The following is a 13768-nucleotide window of genomic DNA, read 5'->3' on the forward strand; positions in this document are numbered from 1 at the left end:
CCTAGAGAGTTGCTGCGTGAATGAAAAGTGCGTCGAGTGCCGCTTCGTCCAAGCCCAGCGCGGCGCCGATCTGGATGACGAGCGGCCGCGTGCGGACGAACTCCAGCGAGTCGGCCCATTCGATTTCAGCCATGCGGCGCGCGGTCTCGTCGGGGATGGCTGCGATTGCGATCGGCACGTCGTCGAGCAGGCCCTCCAAGAGCAGGGCTTGCCGGGCCTGGCGGCGGGTGACGGTCTGCGGCACCGCCGGCGGCGCAGGCTCAGCCGGCGGCAACAGCTCCAGCCCGTCACGCGCCTCGGTAGCGCGGTAGTTGACCCATGCCGGCGCGAGCGTTTCGTCGATGACCAGCATGCGGTCGGCGTGCTCCTCGGGCGGCACTTGCAGGTAGCAGCCGTCGAGCGTGCCGTCAGCGGCGAAGGTGACGTAGCGAAGTGGTTGCGGCGGTGCGTCCGGGGTGTTGGGGGTGTTGAGGTTTTCCACTATGCGACTTTCTCGAAAGTGAGTTCGGCATAAACTTCGTTGTACACGAGACCCGACGGATAACCTTGTCCGTGCGAGCCGCCACTGGCCGAAACAAAATGCTGAAGTTCAAAAGTGGTTGCGACACTCAGCACTGTGTTGCGCGTTTGGATTATCGAGTCTGTTTGAACGGAGCCCGCATACTCGCTGGTTCCTATCTCAAACAGGCTGTTTGCAGTCACATTCCAAAGGGCGATGCGATGTGCTGTTGTGTTGTAGGCCGGTGCTCGGGCGAAGACGTTGTAGGTCCCTGCTGGCACGGTAACGCGGTTGGCGGCAAGCGACGCTCCGCTGATGTCGTTTCGCTTAACCGCGTTTAAAACTCGCACGTTCGGCGTCGATCCGGCATTGGTAAACAGCCCGCCTGTCGTCCCGACGCTCTTTTCATCACGAACGTAAATCGTCGGGGCCTTGAGGTCGGCGGCTGCTCCGGTGTCGCCCTTGTCTCCGGTGCGCGAGAACGAAACCACGACCAAGCCGGCTTGAGCGAACGGGTTTGCTACGCTGCTCGCCACAGGGGTGGTGTAGAAGGTTCGATAACCAGTCGTCGCCGCGCGACCCGTAACTGCCAAGAGCAGCCATTTAGACGGATCGGCCGCGTTACGCAGCAGAAGATGCCCTTTGATCGTACTCGTGGACGAGTCGAAAAGGTCGAGGATCACAGAGTTGTTGACGCCATCCGCGCCGATCTCGTCGAGCACAACGGCGTTCGCCAGGTTCTGCGTCGCGGTTGCGAGGCGCATCCAACCGGCGGTAGGGTCGGTCGTTGCAGTGCCAGCGTCGAACTTGTACTGCAGCGAGAAAGCGCTGCCGGACCCCGCTGAGCTCATGATCGCAGCAAGCGCGTTTTCCTGATTCGCTCGCAGCACCATGGTCTCAAGCACATAGGCCCAGTTAGCATCGAATGTCGCCTGATCTTGCGACTGGTTCGGCAACTTGCTCAGGTCGGTCAGAGCGGTAATTGTCACGAAAGCACCCCTTCAATTTGCAAAGCCATCTTCGACCGAGGGTAGGACTCGATCACTTTTTTGAAACTGCTGTAGCGGCCGACCAGGACCGTGTCGGGCCGGCTGGCCGCGCCGATCCAGGCCACCGTCTTCTGCTTCCAGGCGATCATCTGCTCTTCCGCTTCGACGATTTTCTCGGTATCAATCGACACGTCCATGGACATCAACTTCCGGTAGCCTCGCTCGACTGTGGAGCTACTGCCATCCGTATTGAACAAGGTGGTCGAGTAGTCCTTGATCTCGGTGGACAGGCCGATCAGGGTCGGGCCTGGCTCGACGATAGGTCCGATCAGGCACATGCCGCACCTGGCGATGCCACCGGGCTTCCGAATGCTGACCGTGACCACGCCATTGAAGAAGATCGGCAGGCTCAGCGACAGGAACAGTGTCCTACGCCGAATGCGGTTGAAGCCCCAGCGAAAAAAGCTACTATTCGAAGTCGACACGACGAGGCTTGCGGTCTCGCGGTAGACCACGCCGAAGTTCGGCACTACCACGGAAATGCCGATCTCGGTCGCGTCGAGGTTGCCCAGCAACAGGCCTTGAGCGATCGCGCGCGGCGAGAGCACGACCGTGACCTCCTCCGCGTTGCTGGTCTGCGTGTTGTTCCGGTCGTCGAACATTGCATAGCGGTTCGTGGCGCCGAGCTTGAGCCACTTCGACGCATCCGTCAGCGGGGCCGTATTGGCCGCCGCCAGAGACTCGTAGGCCACGTGCGCGGCGTCGCGGACCTTGGCGCCAAGCGCGTAGGTGCCGGCCGCCCACAGCGGCTCAGGTTCGGCCACGTTGGAATACAGCAGGCCAGCGGTCGAGCTGATGACATCAGCGGCGCGGGTGACCGCCGAGGCGAACGTCGGGATGCAGAACGATGGACGATTTCCCCGCTCAAGCTGCGCACCGTAGATGTGGTAAACCTGCCCGGGCGTGCCGAACAAGCCGACGCCGATCAGCCCGGTGTTGGCAAGCTGCCCCGCCGCGAGCGCGAACGACAACCGCCGCCAAGTCGTGCCTACCGCCTCGACCGCGCCGACTTTGGTCGCCAAGCTGACATTGCTGATCGCAAGGTTGATCGTAGCCGTACCGCTAGGCACCTTGACCCACAAGGAATAAACCCAATCGAGCGAAGCGTCAGCAGGGTCGGCGGCGATCTGCGACAGGTAGGCGAAATTACCAGTGCTCGTCGCGTGGGTGTACGCCGAGGCGGTCATTGATCCGTCCACCCACGCAACAGTGCCCTCGGACAGTGCGCCGTTCGTGCCAGCCTTCCATACGTTGGAAAAACTGAACTGGTTTGAGCGGCTCAGGATGTTCGTTGCAGCCGCTTCCACCAGCGCATACGGCGGCTTGCTCAAGTCGGTCGGGTCATACGTCACCCGCAGCTCATTCGGGCCTGCCGTCCGCAGCACGCCATCCCGGTCCCAATACGTGGCCGAGCTGGCGCGCGCGAAGGCTGCATCTCCCATCGTTACAGGATCAACAACAATCATGCTGGTATCACTTTCGTGGCAAGTGGAACGTCACCATTTACGGCGGCGTCCAGGTGGTCAGCGGTGTTCATCGTGTTCTTGGCGATGGCGTACAGCGCATCGTTCAGTTCACGCCGCATTTCCCGGTTCTCAGCAGTAAGGCGCTCGACGGCCGCGACCAGCACGACACTGTTGTCCGATGGACTGGACATGCGCGCCAGAAGGCTGCTGGTCTGCGATGCGCTCCAGATGCGCGACGGCCCGGTGGCCTCCAGTTCCGGACCGTTCTCGCCGACGATCCGCAGGCCACCGCCGAACAGGCCGCCCGAAGCGAAGCCCGGAATGCCCTTGAACTCGCCGCTCTGCATGATCAGCTTGCGCACCTGGTCGAGCGACATGCCGCCGGCCACCGCGTTCTGCCAGTAGTCGAGGCCTGCGCTGTCAGCCGGACGGCCCAGCAGCTCCTTGTACAGGCTGGCGATGCTGCCGCCAGCGCTGGCCACAGGGTCAGCTTTCGCCGCGCCCATCGCTCGAGCAAGCCCGCTGACCGCTTCCGCCACCGAGAACACCGACATGTCGATGCCCTTGAGCGCGCTGATCTGCTGCTCGGCGTTCGCCAGGATGCCGTCCAGTGCTGCGAGCGACTTCTCTTCCACGCTCAGGGCGTCATCGGTCAGCCCGGCGAGGGCCGCGATGTCGTTCTGGGTCGAGTAGAAATCGCGCAGGTAGTCCTGCTGGGTAGCGAACATGGACGAAGCGTCCTTGCTCAGCACGGACAGGGCGCCCTTCAGGCTGTCAGCGTTCGGCAGCACGCCGCCGGCTTTGGCGATTGCCAACGCGGTCTGCACCTGGGCGCGGGCGTTCTGGCGGTCTTCCAGCTCACGGCCGGAAACGCTCATGCTGTCCAGCGCGCCTCGCAGGGCCGACAACAGCGCGCGATGCGCGTTCACCGAATCCTGCAGGAGGGCCTTCTCGCGGGTGACCACGGACTGTAGCGCCGAGAACATCGAATCGACGCCTGACAGCAGGTTGGCTGCGCGATCCTTGGTTGCTTGGACCGCTGCTGCCTGGGCCTTGATGCCCTCGATCTGGTCAAACAGCGCGCGGTTGCTCTCATCGAGGGCGTTGCGCTGTTTTTCCAGCAGTTGGGCTGACGTCATGGTGAGTTGGTCGAGCTGATCCTGCAGGGCAGCCCGCTCCTGCAGTACCTTGGCCGCATTGTCGGCGGCGCTCGAAGTCTGTTCAATGGCTGGGTGCACCTGAGCGAATGCTGCTGCGACATTCATCAGCTCGGCATACATCTTCACTCCACCATCGGTAGCCAGGTCGAGGCCCATCACCACCTGCTTGAACTCCTCTCGGGTTTCCAAGCCAGCGAAGCCGAGCGCCTCCATCCGTGCCGTCACCATCTTCAGCACAGGCGCGTTGCGTTCTGCCTCGGTCAGGAAGTCGCGCGCGAAGCCCTCGGCATTGGCAGCCAGGGCATAGAACCCTCCGGCTGCGCTGACGAACTTCTCGCGGGCGCCCAGTGACGCAAGACCGGCGGCGCCGAAGGCCTCGGCCGTGGTCTTGCCGAGCGATGCTGCGACGGCGTTGGTCAGTTCGAACTGGCTGGTAATCCTGCCGATCGCGGTCGACACCGCCTCAGTCGGTTGCGCGAGCGCCGCCAGCTCCTGCAGCGTGACCTTGGCGCCAAACAGCGCCTCCCCCGTTTGGGCCAGAGTGGTGCGGTACTGCAGCAGCGCCTCTGCCTCGGCGCCGAGCTGCTGGGAGTTGCCCTTGAAGCCGGCCAGCACAGTATCCAGACCCGGTTCCAGCGTGTTGAAGATGGTCTTGATGCGCTCGCTGAAGACCTTGTCGAGCCCCCCCAGGCCGTTCGGGTCGCTACCCTCTGGACCTGAGTTCGACACCGTGCGCTGCGCCGTGAGGGTGGTTTTCACTGCCGCTTTCTCGGTCTCGCTCATGAACTTGGACAGGGCATCATCGGTCGCAGTCACACTCTTGATGAAATCCTGCACCGCCGGCTGCGCGGCATTCATCCAGAAGGACGAGACCACGCCGAAGCTGCCGAACGCACCGGTGCTCGAGCCATCGATGTAGGACTGGCCGATCTTGCCCTCGTTACCACGCTCGTTGATCGAGATGTTACCAGCGGCGTTGTTGCTGCCGAAGGTCAGGTGCGTGCTCTTCTCTGGGCCTTTCTGCATGCCGCCCAGGATCGAGAGCGCCGCGATGGCGATCCAGCCCCAGACCGGGACCGCTGCGAGCGCAGCGGTAGCACCGGCCATGGCTCCAGCGCCGCCCATTGCGCCAGTCAGCGCACCGCCCGCCGCGATCGTGCCGGCGCCGGCCAGGCCGCCAGCCACGGCGCCGTACTTCTCGCCCACCTGGTAAGCAGCCAGGCCGCCACCGGCCATCCCAAGCCATGGGGTAGCGCCGCCGGCACCAAGGCCGGATGCGGTCGCACTGCCCGCCTGTGCCGCACTGGTCATCGGCGCGCCGAGCGCTTGCGACGCATAGCTGGCCGAACCTGACATGCCGCTCATGAACTGGCCCAGCGCGCTAGACTGGTATGCGCCGTAGATGGAGCCTGCACTCCCCATCGTGCTTAGCATCGACGATGCACCATTAGCGGCGCCGGTACCGGTCCCAACCATGCCGAGGGCGCTGCCGCCCATGCTCATGCCTGACTGGACAACACCCTGAACCACCGGGCGCAGCACCAGCGTGCTGAACATGTTTTTCAGCGTATCGACCAGGTTGCGGCCGAACGACTTGCCCGACTCGAAGCCGCGGAGCAGGGCGTCGGTCAGGGACTGCTCGATGGATTCGGCGGAGCGCTTCCAGTCTTCAGCAGCCTGCTGCGCTGCTTTCGAGCCGGCGTCGAGCGTCTCCTTTTTGCGGGTGAGCTCGGCCAGTTGACCCAGCTTCTCGATCTGCGCATCCAGCGCGGCCAGCTCGGCGTAAGTTGCTGGACCGGCGGCCAGCTTCGCCTCCAGCTTCGCGCGCTCGGCGTCGACAGCAGCCGATGCAGACATGCCGTGCAGGTCGATCTCGCGTTGCATCTGCTTGATGCGGTCGTCGATCGCAGCGGTTCCGGCGCGCAGATTCGTGTAGTGGTCGGCGTCGTTCTTCGACTCGGCTTCCGCCCACTTCGCGGCTTGCTTCTGGACTTCGAGCAAATCCTCTTGCGCCGCGATCTGCTCGATCTTGGCGCGAGCCTCCTTTACGTGCTCCACGCTCAGCTTGCTTTTGCCGTTTTTGATCTCGGCATCCAGCTTGATCGCCATTTTTTGCGAGTCCGACAACTTGTCGTAGCCCTGAAGCTCAAGCGCGGTGGCAGCAAGCTTCTCGTCGATCGACGTAACCAGGCTCTGGTAGGCGGTCGCTTCTTGCTTGATGCTGGCGGCGGCGCCCTTGTCAGCATATTTGGCCTTGACGAACTTCTCCATTTCGGGCGTGACGCGTCCGTATTCCTTTCGCAGCTCCTCGAGCTCATACGCCTCCTTTTGAGCGGCGTTGCCATTCTTGCCCAGCCAGTCGGAATACTTCGAATCGAAGCTGATGTCCTTGTTTTTCTGCTGGGCGGTGCTCAGCCGCTCCATGTCAGTGGTGAGCTGGTTCAGCCGGCCGCCCCAGACGCGCAGTTGCTCTGTTTTGGCATCAGCACCCAGGTCCGCATCCTTCGAGATTCGGTTGATCTCAGCCATGATCGCTTCGCGGCGCTTCTCGTAGTCGGTGGTCGGCTCGGCGCCCGATGTCATGCGCTTGCCGGCGAGCTCGTTGCGCTCGTTCAGCTTGTCGATCTGACGCTGCAGGTTGGCGATGTAGTCCTCAGTCTCTTCAGCCAGGGTGCGTGCGACTTCCTTCTCGGACTCGACCGCCTTGCTCTTCCACGTCGACCAGGCCATGGCGCCAATGCCAAGCAAGGTGATCACGGCGCCGATCGGGCCACCAAGAAAGCCGAGAGCACGCGAAGCCAGGCTGGCGGCGCCGACGCCGGCGGTGGTCGCTGCGTTCAAGCCAGCCTGGGCGGCGGTCTGCGCCGCGGTGGCGGCAGTGATCTGCGCCGAGACAGCCGCTTGCTGGCGGCCAAGAATGGCAAGTTCAGCGACCATGGCGGCGCGCTGGGCTTCGGCTACGGCTAATTCAGCGGTAGCGAGGCGCAGAGTCCGCAAGGCGAAACTTTGTGCGCCTGCAGCTTGCGCCGCGGTCATTGCGGTGCGCGCTGCGGTGATGTTTGCGTTCGATCCGACCAGCTTCGCCATAGCCTCTTCGCGCGCCACTACGATCATTGCTCGAGTAGTGCTTAGCTGCGCAAGCTTCGCGCCGGTGGCGGCGACTTCGGCCTCAGCCGATGCAATGTTGGCCGCGCGCAGGGCGCTGGCGGCGGTGATCTGGCGATAAGTGCTCGCCACCCACTCCCCGATGACGCTACCCAGCCTCGCGGCGCCAAGTGTCATCACGGAGCCGGCCACCAAGGCCAGGTTGTTAGCCAGGAGTGTGAGCCCGCCGGCCGCAGCCGCGACGACACCATTTGCCTGCGCCTGGACCCCAACGAACTCCATGGCATTGTTCTTCAGGACCGTGAAGGCGCCAGCGATGGTTTGGATCTCCTTGGCCTCTTTACGCAGGCCCACCAGGGCGTTCGGCAGCACGTCCGACATGATCTTGGACGTGATTTCGCCTTCCTCAGCCATTTTCTTCAGCGCGCCCACAGGTACGCCGATGCCATCAGCGAGGGCTAGCATCAGACGCGGCGCGGCTTCGTTGACGGCGTTGAATTCTTCCCCGCGCAGGGTGCCCGACGCGAAGGCCTGGGACAACTGCAGCTGGGCAGAGGCTGATTCGGACGCAGTAGCGCCGGAAACCATCAGGGCCAAGTTGACCGTCTCGGTAATGGCCGCAACCTGCTTTTGTGCCACGCCGAGTTCGCGCGTACCGTTGGCGATGCGGGCGTACAGCACGCCAGTTTCACCCAGGCCCTGAGTCGATTGCGTCGAGATCCGCTTGACGTCGGCGTAGGCGGCCGCGTACTCACGCTGCGACTGAGTCGCCAGCTTGAGCTGCGCGGTAAATTTCGTGTACTCGTCGGTCATCTGGATCAGCTCGCGCCCGCCCAGAGCGGATGCGATACCGCCGAGGGCAGATTTTGCAGCCCGGGCAGCACGCTCCATGCCGGCCGTAGCCGCGGTAACCACGCGGCGCGCGTCGTTCATATCGCGCTGCAGGCGCGCGATGTCTGCCCGAAGGCGGATCTCCATATCGCCGACGATCATGTCTTCTCCAAATGGAAGAGGGCGATCGCAGCCGCCCTCAGTTCTTCTTGCTCATGGCCTCCATCGCGATCGCGTCGAAGGCCTCGATTACTTCCAGCTCCCAGTCCGTGAACCGGACGCGGTAGAGCTGCTGGTACGCCAGGATGTTCTCCGGCTGGATCGGGCCAGGCCCATTCACAGTCGACGAGCGCCCCATGCGCCTGAAGGCATCCCAGAGGGGCAGGCCAACCCGAGGCCATTCGATCTTGAGCAGCGGGTCGACCTCGCCGGTGTTCTTCGCCAGACGCTGAAGATGCGTGCGCAGTGTTGCGCCGTCGCCCTGCCGCGCCGCCAGTTCATGCTCGGCGCGGCAGCACTCCGTCAGGCTTTCGCGGAGTCGGCGATAAAAAGCTCGGTCTTGTGCACGCCTTCGCGGACCTGGGCGCGGACCCACTGCTTCTTCGGGTCGGCCAGCAGCGCGCGGACGTTCGCCGCGGTGCATTCGACCGACTGGCCGCCACGGGTGACGTTCCAGCTCAGGACCGAGGCCACCAGGTAGTCGGTCTCGTCCTCGATGTCCTCCAGTGGGTCGCGCGACTCGAGCTTGCCGTTGGCGGCGAACTCCGCGCGCAGGCGGCGAGTGCGAGCCAGGTCGATGCGCTTGCGGGCTTCGTGCTCCGGGCTGGCCAGCTCCATGAAGGTACTGGTCTTCTCCTTGGTGACCGGATTCACCAGGATCAACTTGCCGGTCGGGACGTCGTCGAAGGCGTCGATATCCAGCGAGGACACCAGTTTGTTGATCAGGTCGGAAGGCTGGGCGGTATTCAGGTTCATACAGGTTCTCTCTTTCGCGTGGAGGAAAAATGCCCGTGCCGGCCGCCGCTCCCGCGAAAGGAGACGGCGACCAGTCGGTGCCAGGGTTGCCGCACGTGGCGGCGAAGGGGTTAGGCCGCGCTGTCCTGCACGGCGATGGTGGTCATGTCGGTGGATGCAGACGCGCCGCCGGCACCGTTGAGCAGTGCTTGGAACGGGATGGTCTGGATCAGGATCTTCTCGCCGTCGTCCTTGTCGGCGCCGTTGAGCTTCAGGCGACCCATGCTGAAGGCCAGGAAGTCCGAATTCGCCGAGTTGTCCGCAGTGAAAGCCAGGTAGGCCGACACTTCGGTCTCGTTGTAGAACGCGTCGCGCAGGGCGGTCGTGTCGAACTTGGCGGTGATCTGGCCGGTGACGATGACGCGGCCGGTGGCGACCTGGTCGGCAGTGTTCGAACCGATGCCGGGCTCGCTCGACTGCGCGCAGCTTATCTCCAGGCTCGCGCTCGTGATCGTGCCGCCGCTGACGCCACCCACCTTGACCACGCCATTGACGGCCGCCATGGTGCCGGTAACGGTGACCGGTGTCGGGTTGGTGAAGTATTGCGCCGCGCTGCCGGTGACATCCTTGCCGCCGAACTCGACGGCGATGGTCGCCATGCCAGTGGCTGGCAGGTTGATCGAGATTTTCGTCACCTTGCAGCCGGTGTAGACCTCGCCGGCCGGAACGTCCGGGTGCCAGTGCTCGATCGAGAATGACTTGTCGGTATGGCCGGCCTGCGGGACCAGCGTCTTCTTTCCGACAACCGACAGAGCAGCGGATGCGATCGGCCCTTCAGTGACGAGCGCGGAGCCATTCAGCACGACGCCAGTAGCCACGGTCGCCGTCAGCGCGGTGACCTGGATGTTCTTGTTCAGGTTCGCGACATTGAACGCCCCGGCGGTCAGGCGAACAACATCGCCAACTTTCACGCCGTCGGTCAGGAACGAGCCGGCCGCGCGGGTGAGGGTCCAGGCGCCGGCGGTGCCGCCGACGGTGATCGACGCGCTGGCGACGGTAGCGCCGGCCGCGAAGTCCTTCTTCAGTGCAGCCGCGATGAAGTCGGCCCAAGTCTTCGCCGACATCTCGCCGCTGATCTGTCCGCCGACCTTGCGCAGGCCGTGCCGCATGTCGCCGACCTGGAAGTCGGGGCGGATCTCGTTCGACTGGTAGGTGTCCTTCGACATGTTGAGCGACGAGGTGACGCGGCGCATGGCCTGCGCAGCGCTCGCCGTCGGCATAACGCCGTAGGCGGTCTCCGGCTTGTAGGCGACCTGCTTGAAAACTCCGCTTGCGGTTCCCATACTTCTCCTTTGGGCAATAAAAAAGCCCGCAAGCGGAATGCTGTGCGGGCTGGGTTGAAGAGTGCTGCTGTTTAATTCGGCTCGTGGTGCGTGACCGTGAAGTCGATGCTTTTAGCGTGCCCGCTCTCGTACTGGAGGTCCGGGCCTATGATGTCGCGCACGACGCTGGCGACGTCAACGTCCGCGATTAAGCCGCGCTCGAAGTTGCAGGCCTGGCGCGCAGCGCGCAGTGCTCCGGCGAGCTCGGGGTACGTCTTCACATGGGCGGTAACTTGTACGCGGCTCGTGACGAGTGAGTTCGCGGCCTGAGCGTCAATGGCGCCGACCGGGACACTGCTGATCTCGCGCACGCCGATCGCGGGCAGTGCGGCCCCCTGCGGCACGTCGCCGGCAGACACGCGGTCGCCGAAAAGGGCGGCCACGCGATCGTCGGCCTTGAGCAGGGCGATTACGGCTTTTACAGCGCTCATGGCTCCTCCGGTGCTGGCACGTCAATGCCTTCACTCGTCAGGCGCTCACGTATTTTGGCGCCGACAGCGGCAATAGCAGCTGTCGAGCGGCCATCGAAAGCCGGGCGCATGAATGGCTGGGGCCTGGCGCCTGGGTGGTCAACCTCGCGAGCCACGTGCCCGCCAAACGCCAACGCTTGCTGCTTCTTTGGCTTGATCTTGTGCGGCTTCGTACCGAACTCAACCAGGTGCGCGTGCGGCGCGAGCCTCCCGCCTGCCTTGAGTTTTGCCGTAACTTTCCCGCGCTTCGTGTTGACCGACACCTTCAGGCTGCGGCGGAGCGCGCCGGAGTCGACCGGAACATTGGCCTTCGCCTGCTCGCGGAACACGGCAGCGCCGGCGCGCATGGCGGCGCGGAGAATGTTCTTCTCGACCTTCACCGGCAAGGTCTGCAGGAGCGCATCCAGCGCCCGGCCGCCCGCGATCGTTTCGTCAGCCATCGCTATACCCTTCCAGCATGCATTCCACGTGGGTTTTGTCGTCCAAGTACGCCGGGCCCGAGATCACCTGCATGACGCGATCGCCCTTGCCGTGCAGGATGACGCGCATTTCCGGCGCGATCGCGATCTGCTTGCGGATCCGGAGGCGAGTGCGCATCGTGGCCACCTGGCGACCCTGCTCGACGGTCTCGCCGCGGCTGGGCAGTACGTCCTGCGCCTCGCACCAGATGCGGTCATGCACAGCCACCCAGGTGTCAACCTCGGTGCCGTATTCGGGATCGCGGCCAGTGGTGCGCTCCTGAATGGTCGCGCGCTCGTTGAGTCGTACGGGCGCCGCCATCAGTACACCCTGAACGCGTCAAGTAGGCCGCCCAGAAACTTGGCGTTCCCGCTCTCGCCCTGCGAATAGATCGCCTCCAAGCGCCCCAGAATGTAGCTCTGGATCGCCGGCGGCACCGCGGTGTAGTCGGCGCCATAGCCGCACCGGTACTGCACCTCGACGGCATTCGCGCGCACGGCGGTCGCCGGCCAGGCCCGGCCCGGCGCCGGCATCACGTAGGCGGGCTCGCTTGCGCTGTCCACGAAGTAGTCTTGCGGGTCGAGGATCCGCTGCACGCCGTCGGCGTCGATGAACTTGACGCTTTCCACGGCGATCAGCGGCGCGGCCATGGGCAGCTTGATCGCATCAGGGAAGCGGTCCAGCGTGACGCGCCAAGTCTGCTCGCACAGCGCGCGGCCGATCTCGTGCTCGACCTGGCCGGCGATGCCGCGCACCTCGAGCTCGACTTCGGCCTCCATGTCGGCGCCGTCGGCGCGCGCCTTGTTGATGGCGGCGGCCAGGGGCACCGGCAGGCCAGCGGGCACCGATACCTGTTTCGTTGTCATCTGTTGTTCCTTTGGATAGAAGCGGGACGCGAGCCGCCAAGCTGGGCTGGCCGAGCCTGGATCTCGACGCGCTGCGGCGGGTAGCCGAAGCCGTCCGGCGCACGGGCGTATTCGATTTGCTGGCTGTAGCGGAGCACCACCGCGCCGCCGGCGGCCACCAGTTGCGCGGGGGTGACCTGCAGGCGCCGATCGGCGCGCAAGATGACTTCCCCGACCGCGCACTCGAGCATCGCTGGAGCGACTAGAATTCGGCGCCCGGCAAGTAGTCGCGCCTCGCCACTCGAGATCGCCAGCCCGGCACCCGCAACCGGAATCCGCCTGGTGACGCGCATTTCTACGTTGCCCCCGCTGAGCGAAAGCGCAGCCGGTGACACGGCAATCGCGTAACTGCCTGCCGCCGGCGCAGGCGCGTACTGGAACTGGAGCGTTCCGGCCGTCACAGCCATGTCGACAGGGGCAACGGTGAGGCGGCGCGATGCGCGCAGCTGCGCGGCGCCGGTCTGCAGCGTCAGGCCAGCAGCGGTAGCCGAAATAAGGCGCGCCGCCTTCAGTCCCGCGCCACCGCCAGTCAGCATCAGCGCGCCTGGCTGAACACCAAGCTGTCTGGCGGCCCGCAGAGTGACACTGCCACCACTGACCGCCATAGCCGCCGCCTGAACGCCGACGCGGCGCGACACGCGCATTGCCACTTCGCCGCCGCCGAGCAGCAGGGCGGCTGGGGTCACAATCAGCGCCGAGCCACCAGGAGCCGTTGGCGCACCTACCTCGCCACCATTCGGAGCGGCGAATAGCTGCCATTGGGCAGCCGAAAGTGAGGCGACTTCTCGCGCGTCGAGTACGCGCGAGAAGTGATGCTGACTATAGATAATGCAGTTCGGATTCCGTGTCGCATTTTCAATCGATTCCGAACCGATCGAAACGTACTCGGTCCCAGTCGGCGTTACATTCGCGTCACCAGATGCGCTGTACGAGGCCTCCAGATCGAGCAGCACTTGCCCGTCGGCGGCGACGCGCAAGCGAACGATTCGCCCTTCGCCACGGTAGATCGACGCGGCAATGATGATGCGCTTGCCGTACAGCGATGAGGCGCCAATCGCAAATGTCCTGGATGAGCTTACCCCGCCAATCCTGAAATTCAACGTCAGCCCATCGACCGATGTTCGATCAAGGGTCAGCCATGAATCGTTTTGCGTCGTCGTTCGCCAGAGGCCGCCAATGGCCGGCGCATTGCCAGAATATGCCCCCGACAGCACCAGGTCGAAGACGACAGTTTGGTCACCGACGAGCGCGCCAGACAGCCCGGCGGCACTCACGAATGCAGCCGAGTTTACGGCACGATTGTCGTAGGCCAGGCCGCCGTCAAACGCCTTGATCGACTGAGCCGACCCGCGGCCGGACATGCCCTGCCCGGAGATCACATCGCGCACGCCCGCGCCGGCCTGCATCGAAAGCACGAGCCCGAGCGTCAGGGGATTGCGCGTGTTGATGCGTACACGACCTTGCGGCTGATAGCGCATGACACGCATG

At 64.3% G+C, this 13768-nt stretch carries 12 protein-coding genes; all 12 read right to left on the reverse strand.

Annotation, left to right across the window (positions count from 1 at the left end):
• Nucleotide 1 precedes the first annotated feature (1 nt).
• A complete protein-coding gene (locus IM543_11180) occupies nucleotides 2-481 on the reverse strand; it encodes a hypothetical protein (GenBank protein ID QOY96324.1) in 480 nt (159 codons plus the stop codon).
• On the reverse strand, nucleotides 481-1488 hold the full coding sequence (locus IM543_11185; protein QOY96325.1) for a hypothetical protein: 1008 nt from the start codon (nucleotides 1486-1488) through the stop codon (nucleotides 481-483). The genes IM543_11180 and IM543_11185 overlap by 1 nt, the downstream gene beginning before the upstream one ends.
• Nucleotides 1485-3014: a hypothetical protein gene (locus tag IM543_11190; protein ID QOY96326.1), complete on the reverse strand. Its 1530-nt coding sequence runs from the start codon at nucleotides 3012-3014 to the stop codon at nucleotides 1485-1487. Before IM543_11190 ends, IM543_11185 begins: the two co-directional genes overlap by 4 nt.
• Nucleotides 3011-8272: a tape measure protein gene (locus tag IM543_11195; GenBank protein ID QOY96327.1), complete on the reverse strand. Its 5262-nt coding sequence runs from the start codon at nucleotides 8270-8272 to the stop codon at nucleotides 3011-3013. Before IM543_11195 ends, IM543_11190 begins: the two co-directional genes overlap by 4 nt.
• 37 nt (nucleotides 8273-8309) lie before the next feature.
• A complete protein-coding gene (locus IM543_11200) occupies nucleotides 8310-8705 on the reverse strand; it encodes a hypothetical protein (protein ID QOY96328.1) in 396 nt (131 codons plus the stop codon).
• Nucleotides 8633-9085, reverse strand: coding sequence for a hypothetical protein (locus IM543_11205; GenBank protein QOY96329.1), 453 nt, complete (start codon nucleotides 9083-9085; stop codon nucleotides 8633-8635). Before IM543_11205 ends, IM543_11200 begins: the two co-directional genes overlap by 73 nt.
• 110 nt (nucleotides 9086-9195) lie before the next feature.
• Nucleotides 9196-10407 (reverse strand): hypothetical protein, encoded by a 1212-nt coding sequence (locus tag IM543_11210; protein QOY96330.1) that lies wholly within the window; start codon nucleotides 10405-10407, stop codon nucleotides 9196-9198.
• Between the two features lie 71 nt (nucleotides 10408-10478).
• Nucleotides 10479-10877, reverse strand: coding sequence for a DUF3168 domain-containing protein (locus IM543_11215; GenBank protein QOY96331.1), 399 nt, complete (start codon nucleotides 10875-10877; stop codon nucleotides 10479-10481).
• Nucleotides 10874-11356, reverse strand: a complete 483-nt coding sequence (locus IM543_11220; GenBank protein ID QOY96332.1) for an HK97 gp10 family phage protein — start codon at nucleotides 11354-11356, stop codon at nucleotides 10874-10876. Before IM543_11220 ends, IM543_11215 begins: the two co-directional genes overlap by 4 nt.
• A complete protein-coding gene (locus tag IM543_11225; GenBank protein ID QOY96333.1) occupies nucleotides 11349-11696 on the reverse strand; it encodes a phage head closure protein in 348 nt (115 codons plus the stop codon). The genes IM543_11220 and IM543_11225 overlap by 8 nt, the downstream gene beginning before the upstream one ends.
• A complete protein-coding gene (locus IM543_11230) occupies nucleotides 11696-12241 on the reverse strand; it encodes a hypothetical protein (GenBank protein ID QOY96334.1) in 546 nt (181 codons plus the stop codon). Before IM543_11230 ends, IM543_11225 begins: the two co-directional genes overlap by 1 nt.
• Nucleotides 12238-13767: a hypothetical protein gene (locus IM543_11235; GenBank protein ID QOY96335.1), complete on the reverse strand. Its 1530-nt coding sequence runs from the start codon at nucleotides 13765-13767 to the stop codon at nucleotides 12238-12240. The genes IM543_11230 and IM543_11235 overlap by 4 nt, the downstream gene beginning before the upstream one ends.
• Between the last annotated feature and the right edge of the window lies 1 nt (nucleotide 13768).

This window comes from Massilia sp. UMI-21 (assembly GCA_015277795.1).
Lineage (GTDB): Bacteria > Pseudomonadota > Gammaproteobacteria > Burkholderiales > Burkholderiaceae_D > Telluria.

Excerpts from the sequence above, each read along its gene's own strand:
- IM543_11215 (QOY96331.1), bottom strand. The coding sequence starts at position 10,877 with ATGAGCGCTGTAAAAGCCGTAATCGCCCTGCTCAAGGCCGACGATCGC.
- IM543_11225 (QOY96333.1), bottom strand. The coding sequence starts at position 11,696 with ATGGCGGCGCCCGTACGACTCAACGAGCGCGCGACCATTCAGGAGCGC.
- IM543_11205 (QOY96329.1), bottom strand. The coding sequence starts at position 9,085 with ATGAACCTGAATACCGCCCAGCCTTCCGACCTGATCAACAAACTGGTG.
- IM543_11190 (QOY96326.1), bottom strand. The coding sequence starts at position 3,014 with ATGATTGTTGTTGATCCTGTAACGATGGGAGATGCAGCCTTCGCGCGC.
- IM543_11195 (QOY96327.1), bottom strand. The coding sequence starts at position 8,272 with ATGATCGTCGGCGATATGGAGATCCGCCTTCGGGCAGACATCGCGCGC.
- IM543_11235 (QOY96335.1), bottom strand. The coding sequence starts at position 13,767 with ATGCGTGTCATGCGCTATCAGCCGCAAGGTCGTGTACGCATCAACACG.
- IM543_11210 (QOY96330.1), bottom strand. The coding sequence starts at position 10,407 with ATGGGAACCGCAAGCGGAGTTTTCAAGCAGGTCGCCTACAAGCCGGAG.
- IM543_11230 (QOY96334.1), bottom strand. The coding sequence starts at position 12,241 with ATGACAACGAAACAGGTATCGGTGCCCGCTGGCCTGCCGGTGCCCCTG.
- IM543_11220 (QOY96332.1), bottom strand. The coding sequence starts at position 11,356 with ATGGCTGACGAAACGATCGCGGGCGGCCGGGCGCTGGATGCGCTCCTG.